Genomic DNA, 19696 nt, shown 5'->3' with positions numbered 1-19696 from the left:
GCAGCGCGTTCGGCTTACTTCACACGCATGCCGGGCTTCGCGCCGCTGTGCGGCTCGAGGATGTAGAGGCCCGGCTCGGCTTTCTCGTCGGTGGCCGATGCGGCAAGCACCATCCCTTCCGACAGGCCGAACTTCATCTTGCGCGGCGCGAGGTTCGCGACCATCACGGTCAGCTTGCCGACGAGCTGCTCGGGCTGATACGCGGACTTGATGCCCGAGAACACGTTGCGGGTCTTTTCCTCGCCGACGTCGAGCGTGAGCTGCAGCAGCTTGTCCGAGCCTTCGACGGCCTGGCACGCGACGATCTTCGCGATGCGCAGGTCGATCTTCGCGAAATCGTCGATCGAGATCGGTGCGTCGTCCGCGCCGTTCACGACAGCCTGCTTCGCGTTCGCCTTTGCGTTGTTCTTCGCATCCTTCGCGGCGTTCGCGCTCGCGACAGCCGCGCCGGTGGCTTCGGCCTGCAGCGAGTCGCGGTTCGCGGCGAGCAGCGCTTCGATCTGCTTCGGGTCGACGCGCGTCATCAGGTGCTGGTACGCCTTGATCGGCTGCGCCGACGACAGCGGCTTCGCGGCATCGGCCCATGCGAGCGGCGCGATCCCGAAGAACGACTCGACGGCAACGGCCACGCGCGGCATCACCGGCTTCAGCGCGAGCGACAGCAGGCGGAACGACTCGAGGCTCACGCTGCAGGTTTCGTGCAGCGCGACGGCGTTGGCCGGATCCTTTGCGAGATCCCACGGCTTCGCGCCGTCGACGTACGCGTTCACTTCGTCCGCGAGCTCCATCGTGTGGCGCAGCGCGCGGCCGTACTCGCGTGCTTCGTAGTGCGCGGCGATCTGCGGGATCGCCTCGCGCAGCTTCGCGACGAGCGGGTGATTCATCGCGCTGTCCTGCACACGGCCGTCGAAGCGCTTGATCAGGAAGCCTGCCGCGCGGCTCGCGATGTTCACGTACTTGCCGACGAGGTCGCTGTTCACGCGTGCCTGGAAGTCGTCGAGGTTCAGGTCGATGTCTTCCATCGTCGCGTTCAGCTTCGCGGCGAAGTAGTAGCGCAGCCATTCGGGGTTCAGGCCCGTGTCGATGTAGCTCTGCGCGGTGATGAACGTGCCGCGCGACTTCGACATCTTCGCGCCGTCGACCGTCAGGAACCCGTGCGCGAACACGTTGGTCGGCGTGCGGTGGCCCGAGAACTCGAGCATCGCGGGCCAGAACAGCGTGTGGAAGTACAGGATGTCCTTGCCGATGAAGTGGTACTGCTCGGTGGTCGAGCCCGGGCGGACCCACGCATCGAAGTCGATGCCGTTGCGGTCGCACAGGTTCTTGAAGCTCGCGTAGTAGCCGACCGGCGCGTCGAGCCACACGTAGAAATACTTGCCGGGCGCGCCCGGGATCTCGAAGCCGAAGTACGGCGCGTCACGCGAGATGTCCCAGTCGGCGAGCTTGGCCTCGCCGGCGTCGCCGAGCCATTCGCGCATCTTGTTGGTCGCTTCGGGCTGCGCGAGACCGCTCACCCATTCGCGCAGGAACGTTTCGCAGCGCGGATCGGACAGGCGGAAGAAGTAGTGCTTCGAGGTCTTGCGCACCGGCGTCGCGCCCGACACGACCGAATACGGGTTCAGCAGTTCGGTCGGCAGGTAGGTCGAGCCGCACACTTCGCAGTTGTCGCCGTACTGGTCCTTCGCGTGGCACTTCGGGCACTCGCCCTTGATGAAGCGATCCGGCAGGAACATTTCCTTGACGGGATCGTACGCCTGCTCGATCTCGCGCTCGGCGATGAAGCCGGCGTCCTGCAGCGCGACGTAGATCTTCTCGCTCAGCACGCGGTTCTCGTCCGAGTCGGTCGAGTAGAAGTTGTCGAACGACACGCCGAAGCTGTCGAAGTCGCGCTTGTGTTCGGTCCACACGCGATCGATCAGCTGCTTCGGGGTCAGGCCTTCCTTCTCCGCGCGCAGCATGATCGGCGTGCCGTGCGTGTCGTCGGCACCGATGTAGTAGACCTCATGGCCATGCATTCGCAGCGTCCGCACCCAGATGTCGGTCTGGATGTACTCGACCAGGTGGCCGATGTGGATCTGCCCGTTGGCATAGGGCAGTGCGGACGTAACGAGGATCTGGCGGCCACCTTGCGGCGCCGCAGCCTGCACGGAAGTGAGGTCGGATGCGGACATAGGGTCTGTAGAGGAACAGCGGAAAAACGACGGGAAACTGCGATTCTAGCAGGGGCGCGCGCCGGCGACGCGGGCAGGCGCCGCCCTTGACCGGGCGCCGTAACGGGCGCTGCCGCGCAAGCGGCGTGCCCGACAGTAGTGTGCTGCGATGCAGCACGATTTCTGCGGGCAAAAAAAACCGGGGCGGATACGGCCCCGGAGCAACAACGACAAGAGGAGAATGGTGACGGGCCGGCAACACCAGCCGCGTACCGTAAATACTGACCACGGCCTGCGACAGAAGTTCGAAAATTTTTTCGATTCGTTACCGGCCCCGACGGCAGCCTTGTCCGGCGGGGCTGCGCGGGCGGTGGGCCCGCGCCTTCCCCTCGTCGTGCGCTTACTGCGCCTGCGCTGCGCGCAGGTAGATTTCGACGCGGCGGTTCTGTGCGCGGCCGGCTTCGGTCGCGTTGTCCGCGATCGGGTTCGACGCGCCCATGCCTTGCGCCGACAGGCGGCCGCCGTTCACGCCGCGCTGGGCGAGTGCGTTCACGACGCTTTGCGCGCGGTTCTGCGACAGCGTCTGGTTCAGCTGGGCCGAGCCCGTGCTGTCCGTGTAGCCGACGATCGATGCCGTCACTTGCGGGTTCTGGTTCAGCGTCGTCGCCAGGTCGTTCAGCAGCGGCGTGAAGGCCGGCGTGATCGCGTACTGGTTCGTCGCGAACGTCACCGAGCTCGGCACGTTCAGCTTCAGCGAGCCGTCCGGCTGCTCGGTCACTTGCGTACCCGTTTGCGCTGCCGACGGTGCGAGCTTGTTCTTGATCGCCTGCCAGTTGTAACCCGTCACGCCGCCGACCAGTGCGCCGACGCCTGCGCCGATCGCCGCGCCCTTGCCGCCACCTGCCAGCGCGCCGATGCCTGCGCCCAGCGCCGCACCCGTGCCGGTACCGACGGCCGCGTTGTTGCCTTGCTGCGTGGCGCAGCCTGCCAGCAGTGCGCCGGCCAATGCGAAGACGGACAAGCGGGTCGCGATTTTCATGTTCATCTTGGATTCCTCTCTTGGTTGAACGAGTCGACAACGACGACAACAGTTACGGCTCCCTGCGCGGGCCGCCCGAAAAAGGAGGGCAGGCCTGTGCTCGCGGCAGCCGCCGAGGTGGCTGCATGCCCTGCCCGTCAGCGTGGCTGTTGGGACAGTGCGACGCGTCAGCCTCTACAATATAGGCGGTAAGTGGCCGATTTGGCCCCATAGCATGCCGCAGGCGAAGAGTGCGCCGGGTCGCGCGTTCGCGCAATGGCGTGCAACAGATTCTTTCACTTTTCCCGATTTTCGCGCCGTAATTTGATATTTTTTGACGTTTGCGCGCGAGAAAAACGTTTTCACGGAGTTTCGATGAGCATTGACCGGGCACAAGTCGACGCCGCTTTGGCGGCTGTCGTCGACCCCAATACCGGCCGTCCGTATGCGGCGAACAAGGGCGTGCGCAACGTCGCGATCGACGGCGACGTCGTGGCGCTCGACGTGGTGCTCGGTTATCCCGCGCGCAGCCAGCACGACGACGTGCGCGCCCGCATCACCGCGGCGCTGCAGGCCGTGGCCGGCGTGCGAGACGCGCGCGTCGCGGTCTCGCAGGAGATCGTCGCGCACACGGTGCAGCGTGGCGTGAAATTGCTGCCGAATGTGAAGAACATCGTCGCGGTTGCGTCGGGCAAGGGCGGTGTCGGCAAGAGCACGACGGCCGTCAACCTCGCGCTCGCGCTCGCGGCCGAAGGCGCGTCGGTCGGCATCCTCGACGCCGACATCTACGGCCCGTCGCTGCCGACGATGCTCGGCATCCACGGCCAGCGTCCCGAGTCGCCCGACAACCAGTCGATGAACCCGCTGGTCGGCCACGGGCTGCAGGCGAACTCGATCGGCTTCCTGATCGAGGAAGACAACCCGATGGTGTGGCGCGGCCCGATGGCGACTTCCGCGCTCGAGCAGCTGCTGCGCCAGACCAACTGGCGCGAGCTCGACTACCTGATCGTCGACATGCCGCCCGGCACGGGCGACATCCAGCTGACGCTCGCGCAGCGCGTGCCCGTCACGGGCGCGGTGATCGTCACGACGCCGCAGGACATCGCGCTGCTCGACGCGAAGAAGGGCCTGAAGATGTTCGAGAAGGTCGGGATTCCGATCCTCGGCATCGTCGAGAACATGAGCATCCACATCTGCTCGAACTGCGGCCACGAGGAGCACATCTTCGGCGCCGGCGGGGCCGAGCGGATGGCGAAGGAGTATGGCGTGAACGTGCTCGGCAGCCTGCCGCTCGACATCGCGATCCGCGAGCGCGCCGACAGCGGCACGCCGACGGTCGTGGCCGATTCCGAAGGCGCGCTGGCGCGTCGCTATCGAGAAATCGCGCGCGGCGTCGCGCTGGCGATTGCCGAGCGATCGCGCGACATGACGTCGAAGTTCCCGTCGATCGTTGTTCAAAATACGTAAAACCCTTGCGGGGCGGGGGCTCACGCTGTTTACGGCGCCGCGAGGCGCGGTATCATGGCGACTTTTCCCGGGTCCCTTTACCCGCCCGGCGCGGCCGTCGTGTCAAACGGCCGCCAGCCGGCATGAGGATCGAATGAAACAACGACATCACGGCGTGTACGCCGGCCGCGTGCGGTGCGCGCTGCTGGCCGCCGCCGCGCTGGGCCTGCTGGCCGGCTGCACCTCCTTTTCCTCGTCGCACGAAAAACGGGCCGACGCACAGTTGCAGCCGACGGTCGGCTCGCAGGCGCGCGGCGCGGTGACGTTCGTCGAGCGTCCGGACGGCGTGCAGGTGACCTACAACCTGGCCGGGCTGCCGCCGAACAGCGATCACGCTTTACAGGTACACGATCGCGGCGACTGCAACGCGGGCGACGGCTCGAGCGCCGGCCAGGTGTTCGCGCCGGCGGCCGACCGGCTGCGCGCGGGCGCCCGCGTCGCCGGCGATCTCGGCAACATCCACGCGGACGCGAACGGCGTCGCGGCCGGCTTCATCGTCGCCCCCGATCTGGCCCTCGATGGCGTGCGCTCGGCGATGAACCGCGCGGCGCTGGTGCACCGCGACCCGAGCGATCCCGCGTTTCCGCAGCATGGCGCGGGGCCCGCGCTCGCCTGCGGCGTGATCCGTTGACGGCCGCCGCGTGCGCGGGCCGATGATCGCGTAAAATGTGCGCCTTTCCCGGCCGCTGCCTCGCGCGAGCGGCCCTCCCTGACTGTCACGCAGCGTTTCCTGGCGCCCCGATATGAGTATCAAGTCCGACAAATGGATTCGGCGCATGGCCGAAGAGCACAAGATGATCGAGCCGTTCGTGCCCGATCAGGTTCGCGCGTCCGAGGACGGCCGCCGGATCGTCAGCTACGGCACGTCGAGCTACGGCTACGACATCCGCTGCGCGGACGAATTCAAGATCTTCACGAACATCAACTCGACGATCGTCGATCCGAAGAACTTCGACGAGGGTTCGTTTGTCGATTTCAAGGGCGACGTGTGCATCATCCCGCCGAACTCGTTCGCGCTGGCCCGCACCGTCGAATATTTCCGTATTCCGCGCACCGTGCTCACCGTCTGCCTCGGCAAGTCGACCTATGCGCGCTGCGGGATCATCGTCAACGTGACGCCGTTCGAACCCGAGTGGGAAGGCTACGTCACGCTGGAATTCTCGAACACCACGCCGCTGCCCGCGAAGATCTACGCGAACGAAGGCGTCGCCCAGGTGCTCTTCTTCGAGAGCGACGAAGTGTGCGACGTGTCGTACGCGGATCGCGGCGGCAAGTATCAGGGGCAGCGTGGTGTCACGCTGCCGAAAACCTGATCTGGTTGCATAACGTCTCACCAGTTTCCGGGTGACCGCTGCGCGTGACGCGCCGCGGTCGTTCTTTTTGGAGAATCGCCCATGAAGTTTCGTTTCCCCGTCGTCATCATCGACGAAGATTTCCGCTCCGAGAACATCTCGGGCTCCGGCATCCGGGCGTTGGCCGAAGCGATCGAGAAGGAGGGCGTCGAAGTCCTCGGTCTCACGAGCTACGGCGATCTGACGTCGTTCGCGCAGCAATCGAGCCGCGCGTCGTGCTTCATCCTGTCGATCGACGACGACGAACTCATGCTCGGCGAAACCGGTTCGGACGGCGAGCTGCCCGAGCTCGCGACCGCGATCATCGAGCTGCGCGCGTTCGTCACCGAAGTGCGCCGCCGCAACGCGGACATCCCGATCTTCCTGTACGGCGAGACGCGCACGTCGCGCCACCTGCCGAACGACATCCTGCGCGAGCTGCACGGCTTCATCCACATGTTCGAGGACACGCCGGAGTTCGTCGCGCGCCACATCATCCGCGAGGCGAAGGTCTATCTCGACTCGCTCGCGCCGCCGTTCTTCAAGGAACTCGTCAAGTACGCGGACGAAGGCTCGTACTCGTGGCACTGCCCGGGCCACTCGGGCGGCGTCGCGTTCCTGAAGAACCCGCTCGGCCAGATGTTCCACCAGTTCTTCGGCGAGAACATGCTGCGCGCGGACGTCTGCAACGCAGTGGACGAACTCGGCCAGCTGCTCGACCACACGGGCCCGGTCGCGGCGTCCGAGCGCAACGCGGCGCGCATCTTCAGCGCGGACCACCTGTTCTTCGTGACCAACGGCACGTCGACGTCGAACAAGATCGTCTGGCACGCGACGGTCGCCCCGGGCGACATCGTGCTGGTCGACCGCAACTGCCACAAGTCGATCCTGCATGCGATCACGATGACGGGCGCGATTCCGGTGTTCCTCACGCCGACGCGCAACCATTTCGGCATCATCGGGCCGATCCCGCGCGACGAATTCAAGCCGGAGAACATCCGCAAGAAGATCGAGGCGAACCCGTTCGCGCGCGAAGCGCTGCGCGAGAACCCGGACATGAAGCCGCGCATCCTGACGATCACGCAGAGCACGTACGACGGCGTGGTCTACAACGTCGAGATGATCAAGGACCTGCTCGGCGACCTGCTCGACACGCTGCACTTCGACGAAGCATGGCTGCCGCACGCGACGTTCCACGATTTCTACCGCGACATGCACGCGATCGGCGACGGCCGTCCGCGCACCGGCGCGCTCGTGTTCGCGACGCACTCGACGCACAAGCTGCTCGCGGGCATCTCGCAGGCATCGCAGATCGTCGTGCAGGATTCGGAGAACCGCACGTTCGACAAGCACCGCTTCAACGAGGCGTACCTGATGCACACGTCGACGAGCCCGCAGTACGCGATCATCGCGTCGTGCGACGTCGCGGCCGCGATGATGGAGCCGCCGGGCGGCACCGCGCTCGTGGAGGAATCGATCGCCGAGGCGATCGACTTCCGCCGCGCGATGCGCAAGGTCGACGCCGAATACGGCGACGACTGGTTCTTCAGCGTGTGGGGCCCGGACAACCTGTCCGAGGAAGGCATCGGTTCGCGCGAGGACTGGATGCTGAAGCCGAACGACCACTGGCACGGCTTCGGCCCGCTGGCGGAAGGCTTCAACATGCTCGACCCGATCAAGGCGACGATCATCACGCCGGGGCTCGACGTCGACGGCGAGTTCGGCGAGACCGGCATTCCGGCCGCGATCGTCACGAAGTACCTGGCCGAGCACGGGATCATCGTCGAGAAGACCGGCCTGTACTCGTTCTTCATCATGTTCACGATCGGCATCACGAAGGGCCGCTGGAACTCGATGGTGACCGAGCTGCAGCAGTTCAAGGACGACTACGACAACAACCAGCCGCTGTGGCGCGTGCTGCCGGAATTCGTCGCGCAGCATCCGCGCTACGAGCGCGTCGGCCTGCGCGACCTGTGCACGCAGATCCACGACGTGTACCGCGCGAACGACATCGCCCGCCTGACGACCGAGATGTACCTGTCGGACATGGAACCGGCGATGAAGCCGTCGGACGCGTTCGCGAAGCTCGCGCACCGCAAGATCGACCGCGTGCCGCTCGACGAGCTCGAAGGCCGCGTGACGAGCATCCTGCTCACGCCGTACCCGCCGGGCATTCCGCTGCTGATCCCGGGCGAGCGCTTCAACAAGACGATCGTGAACTACCTGCGGTTCGCGCGCGACTTCAACGAACGCTTCCCGGGCTTCCACACCGACATCCACGGCCTCGTCGCGGAAGAGGTGAACGGCCGCGTCGAGTACTTCGTCGACTGCGTGCGCGACTGATGGCGACGCATGGACGAATCCAGGCGATGCGTGCGGCGCTGGCCGCGCTCGTCGTCTGGGCGGCAGGGTCGGCAGGGCTGGCGGGAGTCGGGGTCGCGCACGCGGAAGTCGCGGCGGCCGACCCGATCGACGTCGCGATGCGGCAGTGTCTCGCGCGGCGCGACCGATCTTCGCCGGCCGGCCAGATCCAGTGCATGGGCGAGGCGCAGCAGCAGTGGCAGGCCGTGATGGACGGCGCGTACCAGCGCCTGTTGAAGGATGCGCCGGCCGACGCGAGGCGCGGCTGGCAGGACAGCCAGCGCCATTGGCTCACGTGGCGCAAGGACGAAGTGAATCTGCTGAAGGCCGTGTACGACACCACGCGCGGGACGTCGTACGCGATGTCGAGTGCCGACCTGCAACTGCAGCCGGTGCGCGATCGCGCGCTGGCGCTGCGCGGTGCGGCCGATCGCTATGCACCGCCGCCCGCCGCCGTGCCGGTCGCGGCCACGAGCGGTGCGCAGGGCGGCGCGAGTGATGCGCCGAGCGCGGTCAAACCGAACGCGAGACCGGCGAACGCGCCGCGCGACCCGGCCGTGCGCCGCGTGCGGCCGTGCGAACAGGACGCCGCGTGCGAGCATGCGCTGTTCGACCTGAACCGCTATTACCAGAAGCTGCGCCGCAAGATGCCCGCGCATTCGGCCGCGACGCTCGTCCGCGCGCAGCGCGCGTGGGTCGGGTTCCGCGATGCGACGGCGCCGCTCGTCGGCGAGGACGGCCGCGTCGACCTGATCGGCGCGCGCATCGCGACGATGAAGCGGCTGTCGGAGACGGCCGGCAACAAGTAAGCGCAATTGCGATGCCGTTTGTTCGGCGAGACGGCAAAACGGGCACCTTGCGGTGCCCGTTTTGCATGTGGCGGCCTGCCTGTGGCGCCTATGCGGACGCCGATGTGCCCTGCAGGCCGAACCACGACGGCACGAGCGCGACCGCATCGTCGAGCGAGGCGAGCACGTGCAGGCTCAGCGCGACGATTTCGGGCGTCGGCGCCTTCAGGTCGGGCACGGTGACGACCGATGCGCCCGCACCGGCGGCCGATTGCGCGCCGAAGTCGCTGTCCTCGAACGCGACGCAGGCGTGGGCCGGCACGCCGAGCCGCTCGGCCGCGAGCCGGTAGACGGCCGGGTCGGGCTTGCCGCGCGCGACTTCGTCGCCGCCCGCGATCGCGCGGAAGAACGGCAGCACGCCGACCGCGTCGAGCCGCGCGCGGATGACCTCGCACGCGGACGACGACGCGACCGCGCACGGAATGCCGGCCTGCGCGAGTGCGTCGAGCAGTGCGAACGCGCCGGGCTTCAGCGGAAACTTCGGGTGCGGTTCGGGCGCCGCGAGCTGCTCGCGCACGCGGATGCGCACCGCGTCGAACGTATCGGGGTTGCCGATCAGCCGCGCCAGGATGACCTGGCCTTCGGCGAACGAACGGCCGACGATCTGCAGGTAGTCGGTGGTGGTCAGCGCGACGCCGTGCGCGTTCGACACGTCGATCCACGTGTTCATGATGGTCCGCTCGGAATCGACGAGCAGGCCGTCCATGTCGAAGAGCGCGGCGGAAAAGGTCATCGGCGGCATTCGGGAAGCGGGGAAGGCGATGGGCGGCGTGACGGCCGCCCGAATGAAAAACGGACGCCGAAGGCGTCCGTCCGGAGCAGCAGGCTTACTGGCCGAGCGCGGCGCGCGCGGCCTTGACCGCCGCACGCACCTGGTCGGGCGCGGTGCCGCCCGGATGGTTGCGGCTGGCGACCGAACCCTCGAGCGTCAGGTAGCCGAACACGTCTTCGCCGATCAGGTGCGCGACGTTCGGCAGTTCCTGCTTCATCTCGTCGAGCGTCAGGTCGGCCAGGTCGATGCCGCGGTCGTCGCAGATCTTCACGGCGTGCGCGACGGCTTCGTGCGCATCGCGGAACGGCAGGCCGCGCTTCACGAGGTAGTCGGCGAGGTCGGTGGCGGTCGAGAAGCCCTGCAGCGCGGCCGCGCGCATCGCGTCCGGCTTCACGGTGATGCCGGCAACCATCTCGGCGAAGATCCGCAGCGTGTCGGCGACGGTATCGACCGTGTCGAACAGCGGTTCCTTGTCTTCCTGGTTGTCCTTGTTGTACGCGAGCGGCTGGCCTTTCATCAGCGTCAGCAGCGCCATCAGGTGGCCGTTCACGCGGCCCGTCTTGCCGCGCGCGAGTTCCGGCACGTCCGGGTTCTTCTTCTGCGGCATGATCGAGCTGCCGGTGCAGAAGCGGTCGGCGATGTCGATGAAGCCGACGCGCGGGCTCATCCACAGCACGAGTTCCTCGGAGAAGCGCGACACGTGCGTCATCACGAGCGCGGAGGCGGCCGTGAATTCGATCGCGAAGTCGCGATCCGACACCGCGTCGAGCGAGTTCGCGCAGATCCCGTCGAAGCCGAGCGTCTTCGCCACGGCGTGACGATCGATCGGGTAGCTCGTGCCGGCCAGTGCGGCCGCGCCGAGCGGCAGGCGGTTCACGCGGGTGCGGCAGTCGCGCATGCGCTCCGCATCGCGCGAGAACATCTCGACGTACGCGAGCAGGTGGTGGCCGAACGTGACGGGCTGGGCAACCTGCAGGTGCGTGAAGCCCGGCATGATCGTGTCGGCGTTTTGCTCCGCGAGGTCGAGCAGCGCGCCGTGCAGGTCGTTCAGCAGGCCGCCGATGCGGTCGATCTCGCCGCGCAGCCACAGGCGGATGTCGGTCGCGACCTGGTCGTTACGCGAGCGGCCCGTGTGCAGGCGCTTGCCGGCATCGCCGATCAGCGCGGTCAGGCGCGCCTCGATGTTCAGGTGGACGTCTTCCAGGTCGAGCTGCCATTCGAATTCGCCGCGCTCGATTTCACCCTTGATCTGCGTCATCCCGCGTTCGATCGCGGCCAGGTCGTCGGCGCTGATGATCTTCTGCGCGGCGAGCATGTTCGCGTGCGCGAGCGAGCCGGCGATGTCGACGAGCGCGAGGCGCTTGTCGAAAAATACCGACGACGTGTAGCGCTTGACCAGCTCGGACATCGGTTCCGAGAAGCGGGCCGACCAGGCCTCGCCCTTTTTGTGCAGTTGGGACGTCATGGCGATTCTTCGAAGGGGATGTTTGGGCGGCGTGCGCCGCCGAGGGAATCCCGCGATTCTAACATTCGCGGGACTGCCCGCCGCGGCGCGCAGCCGTTCGCGGCGGCCTGCCGACCGTGGCCGGCGCAGGCCGGCCCGTTCAGTCGCGCACCAGCACGACCAGCTTCAGGTCCTCGCGGTGCGCGGGCTTCAGCGTGATCTGCTGGTACACGAGGCGGCCGTCGGCCGGATGGTCGAATTCGCGCAGGCCGCCTTCGCGTTCGAACACGTCCTGCGATGCCCAGTACTGCGCGAAAGCGTCGCTGCCGGCGGTCAGCGCGTCGATCAGCGCGCGCGTGGGCGCGTCGGTCAGGTGACGGATCGAATCGGCGCGGAATTCGGCCGCGAGCCGCCGCGCGCGGGTTTCCCAGTCGACGATCAGCGTGCGTGCGGCCGGCGACATGAACGTGAAGCGCAGCAGGTTGCGGTCGTGCTCGCCGTCGAGCCAGCCGGAAAAGAGCGCGGCGGCCGGCGCGTTCCATGCGAGGGCGTTCCATTGCCGGTCGAGCACGTACGCGGGCGTCGCGATTGCCGTGACGGTCGCGGCGAGCGTCGGCGGCAGGTCGCCGCCCGCGACGTCGGGCTCGGCCGGGTCGCGCTGCGCGGCCAGTTCGAACAGGTATCCGCGCTCGGCCTTCGACAGCTGCAGTGCGACGGCGATCCGCGCGAGCGCGTCGGCCGACGCCGACACCGGGCGGCCCTGTTCGATCCACGTGTACCAGGTCGGGCTGACGCCGCACAGTTGCGCGACTTCCTCGCGCCGCAGCCCCGGCGTGCGGCGGCGCGGGCCGGGCGGCAGGCCGACGGCCTGCGGCGACAGCCGCTCGCGGTGGGCGCGGATGAATTCGCCGAGTGCGCGGGCGGGCGTGGCGTCGAGCGGCGGGACGGAGGCGGAGGACAGGTGGTTCATGCGAAAACGGCGAAATGGAAACGGAGGCGCGGCAACGGTCAGACAGGTGTATCGAATACCAGAATAACTGCTTAACTTGTACTGGTACAAGCGCCGGCCTATTGTAGCGGCTCGCGCGCTGGCAGGGCAGCGAGCGTCCCACAAAACCCGTTGCATGGGGCCGGAGCAGGTGCTGAGGCGTCTGGCGCACCGGCAACAGTACAAAGGAGCGAACGATGAAACACCACGACCAGGTCGCCGACGCATTCGGCACGACGGCTGCCGCCTATCTGACGAGCACGGTCCACGCGACGGGCGCCGATCTGCAGACGCTCGCCGACGCGGTGCGCGCGACGCCCGGCGCCGCGGTGCTCGATCTCGGCTGTGGCGCCGGCCACGCGAGCTTCGCCGTCGCGCCGCACGTGCGCGACGTGGTCGCCTACGATCTCGCCGCGCAGATGCTCGCGACCGTCGACGCCGCCGCGCGCGAACGCGGGCTCGCGAACATCCGCACGCAGCAGGGCCCGGCCGAGCAACTGCCGTTCGACACGGCGACGTTCGACTGGGTCGTGAGCCGGATGAGCGCGCACCACTGGCACGACATGCGCGCGGCGCTCGCCGAGGTGCGCCGCGTGCTGAAACCGGGCGGCCGCGTGCTGATGATCGATATCGCCGGCAACGACCATCCGCTTCTCGATACGTACCTGCAGGCCGCGGAAGTGCTGCGCGACGCGTCGCACGTGCGCGACTACCGGGCGGACGAATGGCTCGCGATGTTCCGCGAAGCCGGTTTCGACGCGCACGTGCACAGCCGCTGGCGGCTGCCGATCGATTTCGATACGTGGGTCGCGCGCATTCGCACGCCGGCCGACAGCGTCACCGGTATTCGCGCGCTGTGGGCGCATGCGCCGGACGAGGTGCGCGGCTACTACGCGGTGCAGTCCGACGGTTCGTTCGAACACGACGCGTTGCTGATCGACGCGCACTGAGCGCGAGGTGTGTAGCTGCGGTTGTGCCCGCGCATGAAAAAAGCCGCGATACGCCCCATCGCGTATCGCGGCTTTCAAGACGTCAGCCGGCGCGGAATCGCACCGCGCCGCACGCGGATCAGCCCGTATTGCGCAGGCCGGCCGCGATCCCGTTGATCGTCAGGTGAATCCCGCGGCGCAGCCGCGCGTTCGTGTCGCCCGCACGGTGGCGCTTGATCAGCTCGACCTGCAGGTGGTTCAGCGGATCGAGATACGGGAAGCGGTTCTTGATCGAGCGCGCGAGCAGCGGGTTGGTCGCGAGGCGGCCTTCGTGCCCGGTGATTTCCGCCAGCGCCTGCGACGTGCGCTCCCATTCCGCGACGATCCGCTCGAACACGTGCTTGCGCAGCTTGCGATCGGAAACGAGCTGCGCGTAGCGCGACGCCACCGCGAGGTCGGTCTTCGCGAGGACCATGTCCATGTTCGACAGCAGGTTCGAGAAGAACGGCCAGGTCTTGTTCATCTTCTTCAGCAGCGCGACGCGCTTCGTGCGCTCGGCGTCGTCCTGCGCGCCGTCGAGGTACGCACTCACCGCGCTGCCGAAGCCGTACCAGCCCGTCAGCAGCAGCCGGCACTGGCCCCACGAGAAGCCCCAAGGAATCGCACGCAGGTCCTCGATCTTGCGCTGCTTCGGATCCTGCAGCTTGCGCGAAGCCGGGCGGCTGCCGATGTTCAGCTCGGCGATCTCGGTGATCGGCGTCGACGAGAAGAAGTAGTCGGTGAAGCCCGGGGTTTCATAGACGAGCGCGCGGTACGCGGCCATCGCCGAATCGGACAGCGTCTGCATCGCGGCCTCGAACGCCGGCAACTGTGCGGGCGCGTTGTTCTGCGGCAGGAGCGTGGCTTCGAGCGTCGCGGCGACGACCGTCTCGAGGTTCCGGCGGCCGATCTCCGGGTTCGCGAACTTGCTCGCGATCACCTCGCCCTGTTCGGTCAGGCGGATCTGGCCGTTCACGGTACCCGGCGGCTGCGACAGGATCGCCTGGTAGGTCGGGCCGCCGCCGCGGCCGACCGTGCCGCCGCGGCCGTGGAACAGGCGCAGCGTGATCTTGCGGTCACGGAACAGGTCGACGAGCGCGAGCTCCGCACGATACAGCTCCCAGTTCGACGTGAGGAAGCCGCCGTCCTTGTTGCTGTCCGAGTAGCCGAGCATCACTTCCTGCTCGGCGCCCTGGTGCGCGATCAGCGCGTCGATGCCCGGCAGTGCGAAGTATTCGCGCATGATGCGCGCGGCGTCGCGCAGGTCGGGAATCGTCTCGAACAGCGGGATCACCATCAGGCTGTTCTTCGCATCGCCGCCCGGGACGCCGAGTGCGCCTTCGAGCAGGCCCGTCTCTTTCTGAAGCAGCAGCACCTCGACGAGGTCGCTGACGGTTTCCGTATGCGAAATGATGTAGTTGCGTACCGCACGTGCGCCGAATTGCGCGCGGACTTCGCGCGCCTTCTCGAACACGCCGAGCTCGCTCTGCGCGAGCGCCGAATATTCGAAGTACGGCGAGCGCAGCGGGCGCGGGTCGGCCAGGGCGGCGAGCAGCACGCGCAGCTTGTCTTCCTCGGCGAGCGCCGCGTAGTCGGCTTCGACGCCCGCGCGGGCGAACAGTTCGGCAACCACGGCTTCGTGGATGTCGGAGCTCTGGCGCAGGTCGATGCTCGCGAGATGGAAGCCGAACACTTCGGCCGCGCGCACGAGCGGCGCGAGGCGCGGCGCGGCGAGCGACGTGCCGTGGTGTTCGTCGAGCGACGCGGTCAGCACCTTCAGGTCGGCGACGAACGCTTCGGAATCCGCGTACGGGACCGCACGCACGGGCGGCGCGCCGCGGCCTGCGCTGCGCACCGGCACCGTGCCTTCGCCGAGCCGCACGCGCGCGCTTGCGGCGAGGCGCGTGTAGATGCCGATCAGTGCACGGCGATACGGTTCGTCGACGCGGTGCGGCGACTGGTCGGGCGAAGCTGCCGCGAGCGCCTTCACGGCGTCGTTCGCACCGACGAGCAGGTTCGACACCGACAGCTCGGCGCCGAGCTTGTGCACCTGTTCCAGATAGTGCTCGAGGATCACCGCGGCCTGGCGGTTGATCGCTTCCTCGAGCGTCGGCGCGGTCACGTTCGGGTTGCCGTCGCGGTCGCCGCCGATCCAGCTGCCCATCTGGAAGAACGCGGGTACGCGCGCGGACAGGCCGTGCTCGGCGAGTGCGGCCTCGATGTCGCCGTACAGCGCGGGCAGTTCGTCGAGGAACGTCGCGCGGTAGTACGACAGCGCGTTCTCGATCTCGTCGCCGACCGTCAGGCGCGAGTCGCGCAGCATGCGGGTCTGCCACAGCGCGGTGACGCGCGCGCGCAGCATCGATTCGTTGTGCTGGCGCTCACGGCTCGTCAGTTCCTGGTCGCGCTCGGCGAGCAGGCGCGCGATGTCGTGCTGGGCGTCGAGGATGCTCTTGCGCTGCACTTCGGTCGGGTGCGCGGTCAGCACCGGCACGATCAGCGCATCGTCGAAGAAGCGTTGCAGCAGGCGCTTCGACGCGTTGCCGGTCGTCTTCAGTTGTTCGAGCGCGTACGCGACCGTGCCGGGCTGCGACGCGGAGCCGGCCAGCGCGTGGATGCGGCGGCGGCGGTTGTGGTGGCGGTCTTCCGCGATGTTCGCGAGGTGCGAGAAATAGCTGAACGCACGCACGACGCTCACCGTCTGTTCCGGCGTCAGCTTGCGCAGCTTCTTCTCGAGCGTCTGCGCGGCTTCGCTGTCGTCCTCGCGGCGGAACTTGACGGCCGTCTGGCGGATCGTCTCGACGACGTCGAACACGGTGTCGCCTTCCTGCTCGCGCACGACGTCGCCGAGCAGGCGGCCGAGGAAGCGGATGTCTTCGAACAGCGGGCCGTCCTTGTCCTCGCGCGTGCGCGTGCCGGACTTCGGCGCACCGGCCGTGCGGGCCGCGGTGCGGGCAGCCGGGCCGGCGGCTTTCGTCGCGCGTTTTGTCTGACGTATCGGGTCTTTCGGTTTCGTTGCCGTTTTCGCACGGCCGTTCGCGGCGGTGGCGACGGTGTCCGTCGAGGCGTCGGAGGAGGACAGGGCAGCATTGCGGCGCGCCGTACGCGCCGATCCGGAAGACTTCACGATGGGTTTCCTTGGGAAAGCTCGAGTCAAAAGGAACTGCGGAAACTGCGAAACTGCGGTCAAGCAACCAGCTACGTGCGGCACATCCGCACATCGGCGCCGCGACCCGCTCGGCGGCAGGCCGGGCGCAGGCTCCGGGCCCGGGCGGGCAGGGGCGTGCGTGCTACCATTGTTCGATCTTCAATCCCGTCCTTCGATGTTCCAGCAATGAATTCCGAGATCCCCGCGGCCGGGCCGCAACAGGCACAGCCGCCCGCGACGTTGACGATTGCTTCGCGCGAAAGCCGCCTGGCGATGTGGCAAGCCGAACATGTGCGTGATGCGCTGCGCAAATTATATCCAGCTTGTGACGTGAAAATCCTCGGGATGACGACGCGCGGCGACCAGATTCTCGATCGCACGCTGTCGAAGGTCGGCGGCAAGGGCCTGTTCGTGAAGGAACTGGAGGCCGCGCTCGCCGACGGCCGCGCCGATCTCGCCGTGCATTCGCTGAAGGACGTGCCGATGGCGCTGCCCGACGGCTTCTCGCTCGCCGCGATCATGGAACGCGAGGACCCGCGCGACGCATTCGTGTCGAACGACTACGCGTCGCTCGACGCGCTGCCGGCCGGCGCCGTGGTCGGCACGTCGAGCCTGCGCCGCGAAGCGATGCTGCGCTCGCGCTACCCGCACCTGGACGTGCTGCCGCTGCGCGGCAACCTCGACACGCGCCTGTCGAAACTCGATCGCGGCGACTACGCGGCGATCATCCTCGCGGCCGCCGGCCTGAAACGCCTCGGCCTGGAAGCGCGCATTCGCACGCTGATCGACGTCGAAGCCAGCCCGCCCGCGGCGGGCCAGGGCGCGCTCGGCATCGAGATAGCCTCGCACCGCCACGACGTCGCCGCATGGCTCGCGCCGCTGCACGACCCGCAGACCGCGCTCGCGGTCGAGGCCGAGCGGATGGTGTCGCGCGCGCTCGGCGGCAGCTGCGAGGTGCCGCTCGCCGCGCACGCGGTGTGGCGCGCGGGCGAACTGTACCTGACGGGCCGCGTATCGACGACCGACGGCAAGCGCGTGCTGACGGCCGAGGAGTGCGGGGCCGTGATGACCGTCGCCGATGCGCTCGCGCTCGGCCGCGCGGTATCCGACGAACTCGAGGCGCAAGGCGCGCTCGACATCGTCCGGGCGCTGCTCGCGGGCTCGCAGGCCGCCGGCAAGGGCGACGCCTGATGGCGGGCGGCGCGCGCGCGTTCACCGCTGTCCTGACGCGCCCGGACGGCCAGTCCGGCGCGCTTGCGTCGCAACTGGCCGAGGCCGGCTGCGACGTGCTCGAATTTCCGTTGATCGACATTGCGCCGGTCGACGATCCGGCGCCGCTCGACGCGGCATTCGCGGCGCTCGCCGACTACGCGCTGGTGATTTTCGTATCGCCGAACGCGATCGACCGCGCGCTCGCGCAGTACGGCGCGATCTGGCCGAACGCGCTGCCGGTCGGCGTGGTCGGGCCCGGCAGCGTCGCGGCGCTCGAGCGCCATGGCATCGCGGCGCCCGCGCATCGCGTGATCGCGCCGCAGGCGCCGGCCGACGGTGGCGTGCCCCATTACGATTCGGAAAGCCTGTTCGCGTGCATCGAGGCCGCGTTCGGCGGCGCGCAGGCGCTGGCGGGCAAGCGCGTGCTGATCGTGCGTGGCGACGGCGGGCGCGAATGGCTCGCCGAACGATTGCGCGAGGCCGGTGCGGACGTCACGCTCGTCGCCGCGTACCGGCGCGTCGTGCCCGAGCCGCGCGTCGGCGCGTGGGAGCGCGTGCATGCGCTGCTCCACGGCGAACCGCATGCGTGGCTCGTCACGAGCTCGGAAGGCGTGCGCAACCTGCACGAACTCGCGCGGGCGCATCTGAACGATGCCGAGATCGACGCGCTGAAGCACGCGCCGCTCGTGACGCCGCATCCGCGGATCGAGCAGACCGCGCGTTCATTGGGTTTTGATAGGATTACGCTGACCGGCGCGGGCGATGAGCGCATCGTCCGCGCGTTTCGAACGATGGCCGACGAGGCCGTCCAACCGGCGACAGCCGCACCGGTGACTAAACGCATGACAGATACCAACGATTCCAAAAGCGTCGCTTCCCAGCCGGCCGCTGCATCCGCACCGCCGTCCCGTCCTGCCTACATGGGCGCCGAACCGCCCGCGCGCCGCGGCGGCAGCGCGGTGCTGTGGTTCGTCGTCGTCGTGCTCGGCTGTGCGGCGGGCGTCGGCGGCTACGCGCTGAACCGCAAGATCGACCGGCTCGACGGCACGTTCGTCACGCGCCAGAAGGCGCTCGACGCGCAGACGGCCGAGACGCGCATGAAGACCGAGCAGGCGCTCGCGAGCACGCACCAGGTCGACACGCAGCTTGCGCAGCTCGACGGCAAGCTCGCCGACGCGCAGAGCGCGCAGCAGGCGCTGCAGCAGCAATACCAGGACCTGTCGCGCAACCGCGATGCGTGGATGCTCGAGGAAATCGACCAGATGCTGTCGAGCGCGAGCCAGCAGCTTCAGTTGACCGGCAACACGCAGCTCGCGCTGATCGCGCTGCAGAACGCCGACGCGCGCCTCGCAACGTCGCAGAGCGCGCAGGCCGTCACCGTCCGCAAGGCGCTCGCGCTGGACATCGAGAAGCTGAAGGCCGCACCGGCCGCCGACCTCACGGGCCTGGCGATCAAGCTCGACGATGCGATCGCGAAGATCGACGCGCTGCCGCTGTCCGGCGAGGCGATCGTCCCGCACGAGGCGCCGAAGGCCGCGCCGGCCGACGCCGCGTCGTCGGCCGTGGCCGGCGAGCCGCGCTGGAAGGTGTGGTGGCACGACTTCTCGGCCGGCCTCGGCCAGCAGTTGAAGGGGCTCGTGCAGGTGCGCCGCATCGACAACGCGGACGCGATGCTCGCGTCGCCCGACCAGGGCTACTTCGTGCGCGAGAACGTGAAGCTGCGCCTGTTGACCGCCCGCCTGTCGCTGCTCGCGCGCAACGACAGCGCGATGAAGGCCGACCTGCACGCCGCACAGGCGTCGCTCGGGAAGTATTTCGACCAGGCATCGAAGGACACGCAGACCGTCGAGGATCTGCTCAAGCAGGTTGACGGCGCATCGCTGACGGTTGCGGTGCCGAACCTGAACACGAGCCTGAACGCCGTTCAGCAGTTCAAGAGCCGGGGGTAAC

At 68.1% G+C, this 19696-nt stretch carries 14 protein-coding genes; 8 read left to right on the top strand and 6 right to left on the bottom strand.

Annotated features, from left to right (window positions below):
* Positions 1 to 14 precede the first annotated feature (14 nt).
* Positions 15 to 2171, bottom strand: a complete 2157-nt coding sequence (gene metG / locus CFB82_RS13765) for a methionine--tRNA ligase (RefSeq protein WP_069248602.1) — start codon at positions 2169 to 2171, stop codon at positions 15 to 17.
* A gap of 379 nt (positions 2172 to 2550) precedes the next feature.
* On the bottom strand, positions 2551 to 3195 hold the full coding sequence (locus CFB82_RS13755; RefSeq protein WP_043189806.1) for an OmpA family protein: 645 nt from the start codon (positions 3193 to 3195) through the stop codon (positions 2551 to 2553).
* 348 nt (positions 3196 to 3543) lie between these two features.
* Here CFB82_RS13755 and apbC point away from each other — a divergent pair, with 348 nt between their 5' ends.
* The 5 genes from apbC (at position 3544) to CFB82_RS13730 (ending at position 9175) form a co-directional block, all read left to right on the top strand.
* Positions 3544 to 4635, top strand: coding sequence for an iron-sulfur cluster carrier protein ApbC (gene apbC / locus CFB82_RS13750; protein WP_069248601.1), 1092 nt, complete (start codon positions 3544 to 3546; stop codon positions 4633 to 4635).
* A 133-nt stretch (positions 4636 to 4768) separates the two neighbouring features.
* Positions 4769 to 5305: a superoxide dismutase [Cu-Zn] gene (gene sodC / locus CFB82_RS13745; RefSeq protein WP_069248600.1), complete on the top strand. Its 537-nt coding sequence runs from the start codon at positions 4769 to 4771 to the stop codon at positions 5303 to 5305.
* Between the two features lie 112 nt (positions 5306 to 5417).
* Positions 5418 to 5987: a dCTP deaminase gene (dcd, locus tag CFB82_RS13740; protein WP_006398615.1), complete on the top strand. Its 570-nt coding sequence runs from the start codon at positions 5418 to 5420 to the stop codon at positions 5985 to 5987.
* 81 nt (positions 5988 to 6068) lie between these two features.
* Positions 6069 to 8348 carry an arginine/lysine/ornithine decarboxylase gene (locus tag CFB82_RS13735; RefSeq protein ID WP_089484414.1) on the top strand — a complete coding sequence of 760 codons (2280 nt, stop codon included), beginning with the start codon at positions 6069 to 6071 and terminating at the stop codon, positions 8346 to 8348.
* A gap of 26 nt (positions 8349 to 8374) precedes the next feature.
* A complete protein-coding gene (locus tag CFB82_RS13730; protein ID WP_373558797.1) occupies positions 8375 to 9175 on the top strand; it encodes a lysozyme inhibitor LprI family protein in 801 nt (266 codons plus the stop codon).
* 88 nt (positions 9176 to 9263) lie between these two features.
* On the opposite strand, the gene CFB82_RS13725 is transcribed toward CFB82_RS13730, so the two are convergent.
* The 3 genes from CFB82_RS13725 to CFB82_RS13715 all read right to left on the bottom strand — a co-directional run bounded on the left by CFB82_RS13725 (position 9264) and on the right by CFB82_RS13715 (position 12400).
* Positions 9264 to 9947, bottom strand: coding sequence for an HAD family hydrolase (locus CFB82_RS13725; RefSeq protein ID WP_089484412.1), 684 nt, complete (start codon positions 9945 to 9947; stop codon positions 9264 to 9266).
* Positions 9948 to 10041: 94 nt separating this feature from the next.
* Entirely contained in the window at positions 10042 to 11451 is a 1410-nt protein-coding gene (gene argH / locus CFB82_RS13720) for an argininosuccinate lyase (protein ID WP_089484411.1), read from the bottom strand.
* A gap of 139 nt (positions 11452 to 11590) precedes the next feature.
* On the bottom strand, positions 11591 to 12400 hold the full coding sequence (locus CFB82_RS13715; RefSeq protein WP_089484410.1) for a helix-turn-helix transcriptional regulator: 810 nt from the start codon (positions 12398 to 12400) through the stop codon (positions 11591 to 11593).
* A gap of 215 nt (positions 12401 to 12615) precedes the next feature.
* Between CFB82_RS13715 and CFB82_RS13710 the strand changes: the two genes are divergently transcribed.
* The gene (locus CFB82_RS13710; RefSeq protein ID WP_089484409.1) at positions 12616 to 13368 is read left to right on the top strand and encodes a class I SAM-dependent methyltransferase; all 753 of its coding nucleotides are present in this window, start codon (positions 12616 to 12618) and stop codon (positions 13366 to 13368) included.
* A 118-nt stretch (positions 13369 to 13486) separates the two neighbouring features.
* Here the strand turns inward: CFB82_RS13710 and ppc are convergent, their stop codons facing one another.
* Positions 13487 to 16513: a phosphoenolpyruvate carboxylase gene (gene ppc, locus CFB82_RS13705; RefSeq protein ID WP_089484408.1), complete on the bottom strand. Its 3027-nt coding sequence runs from the start codon at positions 16511 to 16513 to the stop codon at positions 13487 to 13489.
* A 207-nt stretch (positions 16514 to 16720) separates the two neighbouring features.
* Between ppc and hemC the strand changes: the two genes are divergently transcribed.
* A complete protein-coding gene (hemC, locus tag CFB82_RS13700) occupies positions 16721 to 17725 on the top strand; it encodes a hydroxymethylbilane synthase (protein ID WP_089484407.1) in 1005 nt (334 codons plus the stop codon).
* Positions 17725 to 19695, top strand: coding sequence for a fused uroporphyrinogen-III synthase HemD/membrane protein HemX (gene hemDX, locus CFB82_RS13695; RefSeq protein WP_089484406.1), 1971 nt, complete (start codon positions 17725 to 17727; stop codon positions 19693 to 19695). Before hemC ends, hemDX begins: the two co-directional genes overlap by 1 nt.
* Position 19696: the final 1 nt, after the last annotated feature.

The sequence above is a fragment of the Burkholderia sp. HI2714 genome (assembly GCF_002223085.1).
Taxonomy (GTDB): Bacteria; Pseudomonadota; Gammaproteobacteria; order Burkholderiales; family Burkholderiaceae; genus Burkholderia; species Burkholderia lata_D.
The sequence above is the reverse complement of the archived record's forward strand: the minus strand, read 5'-3'. Positions and strand labels throughout refer to the sequence as shown.

Excerpts from the sequence above, each read along its gene's own strand:
- CFB82_RS13735 (WP_089484414.1), top strand. The coding sequence starts at position 6,069 with ATGAAGTTTCGTTTCCCCGTCGTCATCATCGACGAAGATTTCCGCTCC.
- CFB82_RS13730 (WP_373558797.1), top strand. The coding sequence starts at position 8,375 with ATGCGTGCGGCGCTGGCCGCGCTCGTCGTCTGGGCGGCAGGGTCGGCA.
- apbC (WP_069248601.1), top strand. The coding sequence starts at position 3,544 with ATGAGCATTGACCGGGCACAAGTCGACGCCGCTTTGGCGGCTGTCGTC.
- argH (WP_089484411.1), bottom strand. The coding sequence starts at position 11,451 with ATGACGTCCCAACTGCACAAAAAGGGCGAGGCCTGGTCGGCCCGCTTC.
- CFB82_RS13755 (WP_043189806.1), bottom strand. The coding sequence starts at position 3,195 with ATGAACATGAAAATCGCGACCCGCTTGTCCGTCTTCGCATTGGCCGGC.
- CFB82_RS13725 (WP_089484412.1), bottom strand. The coding sequence starts at position 9,947 with ATGACCTTTTCCGCCGCGCTCTTCGACATGGACGGCCTGCTCGTCGAT.
- CFB82_RS13715 (WP_089484410.1), bottom strand. The coding sequence starts at position 12,400 with ATGAACCACCTGTCCTCCGCCTCCGTCCCGCCGCTCGACGCCACGCCC.
- sodC (WP_069248600.1), top strand. The coding sequence starts at position 4,769 with ATGAAACAACGACATCACGGCGTGTACGCCGGCCGCGTGCGGTGCGCG.
- hemC (WP_089484407.1), top strand. The coding sequence starts at position 16,721 with ATGAATTCCGAGATCCCCGCGGCCGGGCCGCAACAGGCACAGCCGCCC.
- dcd (WP_006398615.1), top strand. The coding sequence starts at position 5,418 with ATGAGTATCAAGTCCGACAAATGGATTCGGCGCATGGCCGAAGAGCAC.
- CFB82_RS13710 (WP_089484409.1), top strand. The coding sequence starts at position 12,616 with ATGAAACACCACGACCAGGTCGCCGACGCATTCGGCACGACGGCTGCC.
- metG (WP_069248602.1), bottom strand. The coding sequence starts at position 2,171 with ATGTCCGCATCCGACCTCACTTCCGTGCAGGCTGCGGCGCCGCAAGGT.
- hemDX (WP_089484406.1), top strand. The coding sequence starts at position 17,725 with ATGGCGGGCGGCGCGCGCGCGTTCACCGCTGTCCTGACGCGCCCGGAC.